At 46.2% G+C, this 8,560-nt stretch carries 6 protein-coding genes and 1 pseudogene; all 7 read left to right on the top strand.

The features are described from left to right. On the top strand, positions 1-1,080 hold a 1,080-nt coding region (gene phoR, locus B3182_RS02410; protein ID WP_292751395.1), incomplete at its 5' end, for a phosphate regulon sensor histidine kinase PhoR. A 141-nt stretch (positions 1,081-1,221) separates the two neighbouring features. After that, the gene (locus B3182_RS02405; protein WP_292358344.1) at positions 1,222-2,178 is read left to right on the top strand and encodes a PstS family phosphate ABC transporter substrate-binding protein; all 957 of its coding nucleotides are present in this window, start codon (positions 1,222-1,224) and stop codon (positions 2,176-2,178) included. 155 nt (positions 2,179-2,333) lie between these two features. Then, positions 2,334-4,610 (top strand): ABC transporter permease subunit, encoded by a 2,277-nt coding sequence (locus B3182_RS02400; protein WP_292358342.1) that lies wholly within the window; start codon positions 2,334-2,336, stop codon positions 4,608-4,610. 12 nt (positions 4,611-4,622) lie between these two features. Beyond that, the gene (pstA, locus tag B3182_RS02395; RefSeq protein WP_292358341.1) at positions 4,623-6,290 is read left to right on the top strand and encodes a phosphate ABC transporter permease PstA; all 1,668 of its coding nucleotides are present in this window, start codon (positions 4,623-4,625) and stop codon (positions 6,288-6,290) included. Beyond that, the gene (gene pstB / locus B3182_RS02390) at positions 6,290-7,132 is read left to right on the top strand and encodes a phosphate ABC transporter ATP-binding protein PstB (protein ID WP_292358339.1); all 843 of its coding nucleotides are present in this window, start codon (positions 6,290-6,292) and stop codon (positions 7,130-7,132) included. Before pstA ends, pstB begins: the two co-directional genes overlap by 1 nt. Positions 7,133-7,155: 23 nt before the next feature. Continuing rightward, positions 7,156-7,872, top strand: a complete 717-nt coding sequence (gene phoU / locus B3182_RS02385; protein ID WP_292358337.1) for a phosphate signaling complex protein PhoU — start codon at positions 7,156-7,158, stop codon at positions 7,870-7,872. A gap of 134 nt (positions 7,873-8,006) precedes the next feature. After that, positions 8,007-8,560 (top strand): annotated as a pseudogene (locus tag B3182_RS02380) (exopolyphosphatase); the annotation flags it as partial.

Here is an 8,560-nt window from a genome sequence, read left to right as displayed (position 1 = left end):
CGGCAGATCGAACAGATGCGCGCACAAAACAGCAGTCGTAAAAAAAAGCTCACCGGTTATTTAAAACGTTTCCAATCGGCCACTGCGGCTTTACCTGATGCGGTGGTGGTAATGGGCGAGTTTGGTCAAGTCAGTTGGGCCAATACCTCAGCCATGACGTTATTGGGAATCAACTGGCCGCATGACAATGGCGTCAGAGTCAATAATCTGGTTCGCGACCCGGCATTCCAAAAATTACTGGAACTTGATGGTGACGCCGAGGAATCGGTTATAGCCGTTTCACCGATGAATGATCGCATTCAGCTTGAATTCAAAGTCGTTCGGTATGCCAGCAAGGACAGGTTGCTGATCGCCAGAGATATCACCCAGACACAGAAACTGCAGCGTATGCGGCGTGATTTTGTGGCCAATGTATCGCATGAATTGCGTACACCATTGACGGTTTTACGGGGGTATCTGGAAACGTTGACCACGGAAAGTGATCAGGAGCTCTGGCAACAGGCTTTGCCGGTAATGCAGCAACAAAGCCAGCGAATGCATCTTATGATCAAGGATCTGCTGGCATTATCCCAACTGGAAACCGGTGAAAAGCCGTTGCAACACCGACCTACGGATATCTGCAAGTTATTGCATAGCGTGGTGGAGGATGCCAAACGACTGGAACATTTTCATCAACATCAGATCAACCTGCATTGTTTGAGTGAAAAATGGCTAATGGCAGATGCTGATGAACTACGCAGCGCAATCTCCAATCTGGTCTTTAATGCAGTCAAATATACCCCAGCAGAAACCCAGATCGATGTCAGATGGGATATCGAGGGTGAGTTTGCTGTTATTGAGGTAAAAGATACCGGTGAAGGTATTGCCCAGCATCATCTCGACCGCTTAACAGAACGCTTTTACCGTGTTGATAGTGGTCGTGCCAGGGAAACCGGTGGTACAGGACTGGGGCTGGCCATCGTCAAGCATGTGTTGCAACGACACAAAGCTGAACTGTTGATTCAGAGTGCTATTGGTGAAGGTTCAAGTTTTAAATGCTGTTTTCCCGCCAAAAATGTGATGGATAAAATAGACATTTAGCCTTACTGACTACTGTTTTCGGTCATGTCACAGTATTGTCATATTTCTTTCATATCCTTGTCACAGTTAATCGCGATACTGCTCGGGTGCTCAACGCGGTAAGCGTTGGAACTTATTTTTAACCCAAGGAGTTAATGACTCATGTTCAAGAAAAAATTTGCTTTATACGGCGCCGCTTTGGCAATGACGTTTTCCGCTGCCAGCTTTGCAGACGTCGATCCAAACCTGCCAGAATATGAAAAAACAAGCGGTGTTTCAGGTAGCTTATCAAGCGTCGGTTCTGACACATTAGCTAACTTGATGACCTTGTGGGCAGAAGAGTTTAAACGTGAATATCCTAATGTCAGCATCCAGATTCAAGCGGCTGGTTCTTCAACTGCGCCTCCTGCGTTAACTGAAGGTACATCAAACGTTGGGCCGATGAGCCGTGAGATGAAAGACAGCGAAATCAAAGAATTTGAAAACAAATACGGTTACAAACCAACAGCTATCCCTGTTGCTATCGATGCGCTGGCTGTTTATGTGCACAAAGACAACCCAATTGAAGGCATGACTATTCCTCAAGTTGATGCTGCTTTCTCAGCAACACGTAAGTGTGGTTATCCAGAAGATATCACTGACTGGTCACAATTAGGTGTTGAAGGTCTGGGTTCAATCCAGTTATATGGTCGTAACTCAGTATCAGGTACTTACGGTTACTTTAAAGATAACGCTTTGTGCAAAGGTGACTACAAAAACACTGTAAATGAGCAACCAGGTTCAGCTTCAGTTGTTCAAGGTGTGACTAAATCAACCAATGGTCTGGGCTATTCCGGTATTGGTTACAAAACATCAGGCGTAAAACTGGTTCCGTTGGCGAAAGAAGCGGGTCAACCTTTCATTGAAGCAAGTGGTGAAAATGCTGCTGATGGTTCTTATCCAATGTCACGTTTCCTGTGGGTTTATGTGAACAAAGCACCTAACAAACCAATGTCACCACTTGACCGTGAATTCATGAAAATGATTCTTTCTAAAGTGGGTCAGGAAGTTGTTGTTAAAGATGGTTATGTTCCATTGCCAGCTAAAACTGCAGCAAAATATATGGAAATGCTGAAGTAATATTGCAAATTAAAATTACCCCGCACATTGCAAGATGTGCGGGGTTTTTTTATCTAATAGCGTTAATCAATTTGCCTGCAGATTGATTAGCAGTATTAAAATTAAGCAATCACCATGTTGCGTGCGTATTTCTTAAACGGAAACCAAATCAGATTATGGCTGAGCAAACTATTGAAAACAGCGTTATAGCTGCTGCAAATTCAAAAACGGCCCGTCGTCGGCGAAATTGGCGCGAGTTTAAAGATAAATTAGCCCGGGTCGTTGTAACAGGTGGTGGCATTATGGTGATTGTCGCCATCGTGCTGATCTTCTTTTATCTGCTATATGTGGTCATACCACTCTTCAATAGCGCCGATCTGCGAACCGAACAACAATTTGAACAAGAGCCAATCAAGAATGTTCATCTGACCCTGGATGAATATAATGAAGTGGCGTTATCGCTGGATGAAAAAGCTAATTTACGTTTTTTTAATGCGCATAATGGCAATGAAATAGCCACTTTTGATCTACCCATTCCAGCTGAAAGTTCCATCAGCAGTTTCTCAGCAGGTAGTGCTTCAACTGGCGTGTTTGCTTATGGGCTGGATAATGGTCAGGCGATAGTCTTTCAGGAAGCCTACAAAATCAGTTATCCGCAGGGAACACAGCGACTGATTACACCGGAGATCCGGTATCCCATTGGTGAAGAACTGGTCGAAGTCGATCCACAGGGACAGCCGCTGCAGATGCTGACGGTTCAAAGTTATGATGATCTCACCACCTTGGTGGCACTCACTGCTGATAATCGACTGGTTATGTCGCGGATTACCAAGGATGTGAACTTTCTTGATGAAACCGACTTTACATTGGACAGCGAAAACCGCGAAATCCCTTTGGATAGTAATGCTCCGGTGTCGATGATTCGGCTAGATATCGATCAGCGTGAGTTATATGTCATTCACAATGATGGTGATATTGCCTATTACGATGTACAGAATATAGACGATGTCAGAATGCTGCAGCGGGTCAGCGCGGTACCTGAGGATGTTGAAATTACGGCAGCAGAATTTCTGACGGGCGGTATTTCAATATTAATAGGACGCAGTGACGGCCAGATTGACCAGTGGTTTCCTGTGCGTGATGCTGACAATAATTACACCATTGAGCGGGTCAGAAGCTTCTCTGAACAGACAGCGCCCATCCGTAGCATTCTGGCTGAACAAGCTCGTAAAGGCTTTGTTGCGTTGGATGATACCGGTGATATCGGTATTTATCACACCACAGCAGAGAGAAATCTGTTGGTGGAGAACATTCTGGCCGACGCCAATGCCAAAATGGCCCTGTCACCCCGGGCAAATGGTCTGATAACGGTTGCAAGGGATGGTGAAACGCAGTTTCATGAAATTGAAAATGAACACCCTGAAGTTTCCTGGCATTCTTTATGGGAAAAAGTCTGGTATGAAAGTCGTAGCGAACCTGAGTATCTTTGGCAGTCTTCGTCTTCCAGCAGTGACTTTGAACCGAAACTCAGTCTTACCCCATTAACCTTCGGCACCATTAAAGCGGCATTTTACGCCATGATGGTCGCAGTACCGCTGGCCATTATGGGAGCGATTTTTACCGCCTACTTCATGTCACCGCGAATGCGTAATCTGGTGAAACCGACCATTGAAATCATGGAAGCTTTACCAACCGTTATTCTAGGGTTTCTGGCAGGTTTATGGTTGGCCCCGCTGGTGGAAAACAACCTGCCTGGTGTTTTTAGTATTCTGATCCTCACTCCCATTATGGTGTTGCTCACAGCCTGGCTATGGACCAAATTACCTAAATCATTGCGCCAGCGAATTCCAGATGGTTGGGAGGCGGCGATTTTAATTCCAGTTGTTATTTTGGTCGGTATTGTTTCGATGAAATTAAGTCTGCCATTGGAAAAACTGTTATTTGATGGTGATATGCCAGGTTGGCTGGAATCAACCGGTATCGGGTATGACCAGCGTAACTCGTTAGTCGTTGGTATGGTAATGGGCTTTGCTGTTATCCCGACCATTTTTTCGATCACCGAAGATGCCATTTTCAGTGTGCCCAAACAATTGACCATCGGCTCACTAGCTTTGGGTGCAACACCTTGGCAAACCTTAACAAAAGTGGTGTTACTCACCGCCAGTCCGGCGATTTTCTCGGCCGTTATGATCGGTCTTGGGCGTGCGGTAGGTGAAACGATGATTGTATTGATGGCGACCGGTAATACGCCAATTATGGACTTCAATATTTTTGAGGGATTCAGAGCCTTATCAGCCAATATCGCGGTAGAAATGCCTGAAGCAGCAGTCAACAGTACCCATTATCGTGTGCTGTTCCTTGCAGCGCTGGTGCTGTTCTCAGCGACCTTTGTGTTTAACACCCTTGCAGAGTTGGTTCGCCAGCGTCTGCGTAAGAAATATAGCAGCCTTTAAACAGAGATCAGCATGTCTAATTCAACATTTAAATCCTGGTATCAAAGTGGTAGTCCGTGGGTCTGGCTGAATGCCGGTGCGGTTTCCATCAGTCTGATCGCGGTTATTGGTCTGGTCTTATTGATAGCGGTTCGTGGCCTGAGTCATTTCTGGCCAGCAGATATTATGTCGGTGGAATATAACGAGCCTGGTTTGGAGCCGACGGTTTTAATCGGTGAAAGAGTTGATCATGAAGTGGTCCCTGCCGAAAGAGTGCCTTCTGATTACCAGCTAAAAGAAGGTCAGATTAGTGTTGAGCGTTACCTGCTGAAAATCGGTAATCGCGACCAGTTCGGCCTGGATTTTCGCTGGATCAACAAAGACTGGATGGGGGAGGTCAGCTACCCGGAAGATATCCTGTCTATTGAACGTCGTGAATGGGGGCATTTCTATGGTTATCTGCTGTCCGTGCAGCAACAGGGCGAAACGGTAGCCGATGGTGAACAGGCCTGGCCAGAATTTCAGCAAAGGCTGGACCGAAGTAATAACCTGGTTGCTGAAATCAAATATATTGAAAAAATCGAAATCGGCAAAATAAATCAGGCACTTGAATCTTTGCGTCTGGATGAGCGGCGTCTGGAGCTGGATAACGTACCTGAAGATAATGCTGCCTATGCTGAGATTGAAGCTGCAAGAGCGGTACAAAATGAAAAATACGCAAAATTACAAACCCGTCTCAGCGAGTTAAGCCAGGCTTTGATACGTGATCAGGTGGTCATGCAAATGTCCAATGGCGATGAAGTGGTCATTCCGATGGCGAAAATCGTCGATGTTGTGAAGCCGAACGACATGAATCGTTTCGAAAAACTGCAGCACTATTTTCATGAAGTGTGGAAGTTTATTTCCGGCGAGCCACGCGAAGCCAATACTGAAGGCGGGATTTTCCCGGCCATTTTTGGCACGGTAATGATGGTATTGATTATGTCTGTGATCGTCACGCCCTTTGGTGTCATTGCCGCAATTTATCTGAAAGAGTATGCAAAACAGGGGGTTATAACCAGAACGATTCGTATCGCGGTTAATAACCTGGCCGGTGTTCCGTCAATCGTATACGGTGTATTCGGTCTGGGGTTCTTTGTCTATTTCCTTGGTGGCAATATTGATGAGATATTCTTCCAGGCAAAATTACCTTCCCCAACCTTTGGTCAGCCCGGCTTGATGTGGGCGTCGTTAACCCTGGCTATTCTCACCGTGCCGGTGGTTATCGTGGCAACCGAAGAAGGTCTGTCACGTATTCCACGAGCGATGCGTGAAGGCAGTCTTGCTTTGGGCGCCACTAAAGCAGAAACCTTATGGCGTACAGTTATTCCAATGGCGGCTCCGGCTATGATGACGGGGTTAATCCTGGCGGTCGCCCGAGCTGCGGGCGAGGTTGCTCCGTTGATGATGGTGGGTGTGGTGAAACTGGCGCCAGCGTTAGCGGTAGATTCTGTTGCGCCTTATCTGCATCTGGATCGTCAGTTTATGCATCTGGGCTTCCATATTTACGACGTGGGTTTTCAGAGCCCGAATGTTGAAGCAGCGCGTCCACTGGTATATGCCACAGCATTTCTGTTGTTGCTGATAATTGTAGTGTTGAATTTAACGGCGATTAGTATCCGTAATCGTCTGCGTGAAAACTTTAAAGCGAGTGATAACTAATGGAAGCAGTCAATCAACAAAAAAACGCGGCGCGTGGTATTGATATCGAATCAATGAATCGTGGCCCGAAACTGAATATGGCTGATGAAACTGCCTGTATTGAAATTAAAAATTTCAATCTGTTTTATGGCGACGCTCAGGCATTAAAAGATATTAACCTGACCATTCCGCGTCATAGAGTAACGGCTTTTATAGGTCCAAGTGGGTGCGGTAAATCAACTTTCCTTAGATGTTTCAATCGAATGAATGATTTGATTGATAACGTCAATATTCAGGGACAATTACTGCTGGATGGCGAAGAACTGAACTCGCCGGCAGTCAACGTATCTGATTTGCGTCGTAAAGTTGGCATGGTATTCCAGAAGCCGAATCCATTTCCAAAAACAATTTATGAAAATGTTGCCTATGGCCTGCGTTTGCAAGGTGTGAACGATCGCCAGACGCTGGATAAGGTCGTGGAAAAATCGCTGAAAGGCGCTGCATTGTGGGATGAAGTAAAGGATCGATTGCAATCCTCAGCAATGGGGCTGTCCGGCGGTCAACAGCAAAGATTGGTGATTGCCCGTGCCATTGCTATTGAACCGGAAGTATTATTGCTGGATGAACCGGCCTCTGCTCTGGATCCTTTATCTACGCTTAAAATCGAAGAACTGATTTACGAGCTGAAAGAAAAATACACCATCGTCATCGTCACACATAACATGCAACAGGCAGCGAGAGTCTCGGACTACACCGCGTTTATGTATATGGGTGAATTAATCGAATTTGGTGCCACGGATGAGTTATTTACCAATCCTGGCAAAAAACAAACGGAAGACTATATTACTGGCCGTTACGGCTAGGCTGCAGGTTCAGGAGATCCTTTATGGCTACAAATCAATCACAACATATTTCGCAACAGTTCGAAAAAGAGCTTCAAGATATCCGCAGCCGCGTTTTAGCCATGGGTGGTATGGTCGAAAAACAGGTTTCGGAGGCAATGGAAGCTTTGATTACGGGGGATGCCGATCTGGCTCGTCAGGTAATCAGTGGCGATGAAGACGTTAATAAACTGGATGTCAGCATTGATGAAGAATGTATTCAGATTATTGCACTGCGCCAGCCCACTGCCAGTGACTTACGTCTGGTGACCGGTATTCTGAAAACCATTACCGATCTGGAACGCATTGGCGATGAAGCAGCACGCATTGCCAGAATGGCACTAAATCTGGCTGAAAAAGATCGGCCGAAAAAGAATTACCGTGAACTGCACGCCTTGGGTCAGCATGTGTCAGGTATGTTGCATAACACTCTGGATGCCTTTGCGCGATTTGATGTGGATGCTGCCTTGCAGGTAGCACATGAAGATCGTCAGGTTGATGCTGAATACGAAAGCATTATGCGTCAGTTGATGACATATATGATGGAAGATCCCCGTACTATCAGCAGAGTGATCGACATGATGTGGTCAGCGCGTTCGCTGGAACGGATTGGCGATCATTCACGTAATGTTTCTGAACATATTATCTATCTGGTCGAAGGCAAGGATGTCAGACATTTATCCGTCGAAAAAATGGAAAAAGTAATTAAAGGCGGCGAATAATTTCTCTCGGTGCGACTTAGGCCCGTTTCCATTATGGAAGCGGGCTTTTTTTTGAGTATAAAACGCAAAGTTCATAGCATCGATGGTCTTAGTCAGGCAAAATGCCATCACCTTCGTATAAGCAAGCTGAGTTTATGGAAACACCCGAAGATTATGATGTACTTGCCGCTGTAGATCTTGGTTCTAACAGCTTTCATATGATTATTGCCCGCCTGAGGGATGGACATTTCCAGATCATGGATCGACTGCGTGAAATGGTGCAGTTGCGTGCCGGGTTGAATAAGCAGAATGTCCTCTCTGAGGAGGCCCAGACACGTGCCATTGCCTGTTTGGAGCGATTTGGTGAGCGTATTCGCCATTTACCGGCAGGCAAGGTGAGGGTCGTCGGAACCAATACCTTACGCATCGCTGAAAACAGTCGTGAATTTCTTCGCAAAGCCCGTCAGGCCTTGGGGCATCCTATTGAGATCGTCACTGGTGAAGAAGAAGCCCGACTGATTTACATGGGCGTTTCCCGCTCACTGGCGTTTGATAACACCCGTCGCCTGGTCATGGATATTGGTGGGGGCAGTACCGAATTTATCATTGGCGAGGGCCTGGAAGGGCTACGCCGCGAAAGTCTGGAAATGGGCTGTGTCAGTTTCAGTCAACGGTTTTTCAATGATGGCAACGTCAGTCAATTACGTAT

The sequence above is a fragment of the Methylophaga sp. UBA4204 genome (assembly GCF_002379485.1).
Taxonomy (GTDB): Bacteria; Pseudomonadota; Gammaproteobacteria; order Nitrosococcales; family Methylophagaceae; genus Methylophaga.
This window is presented reverse-complemented; position numbering and strand designations above follow the sequence as displayed.

Bases quoted from the DNA above. Each gene is read 5' to 3' on its own strand.
- B3182_RS02405 (WP_292358344.1), top strand. From the start codon at position 1,222: ATGTTCAAGAAAAAATTTGCTTTATACGGCGCCGCTTTGGCAATGACG.
- B3182_RS02400 (WP_292358342.1), top strand. From the start codon at position 2,334: ATGGCTGAGCAAACTATTGAAAACAGCGTTATAGCTGCTGCAAATTCA.
- pstA (WP_292358341.1), top strand. From the start codon at position 4,623: ATGTCTAATTCAACATTTAAATCCTGGTATCAAAGTGGTAGTCCGTGG.
- pstB (WP_292358339.1), top strand. From the start codon at position 6,290: ATGGAAGCAGTCAATCAACAAAAAAACGCGGCGCGTGGTATTGATATC.
- phoU (WP_292358337.1), top strand. From the start codon at position 7,156: ATGGCTACAAATCAATCACAACATATTTCGCAACAGTTCGAAAAAGAG.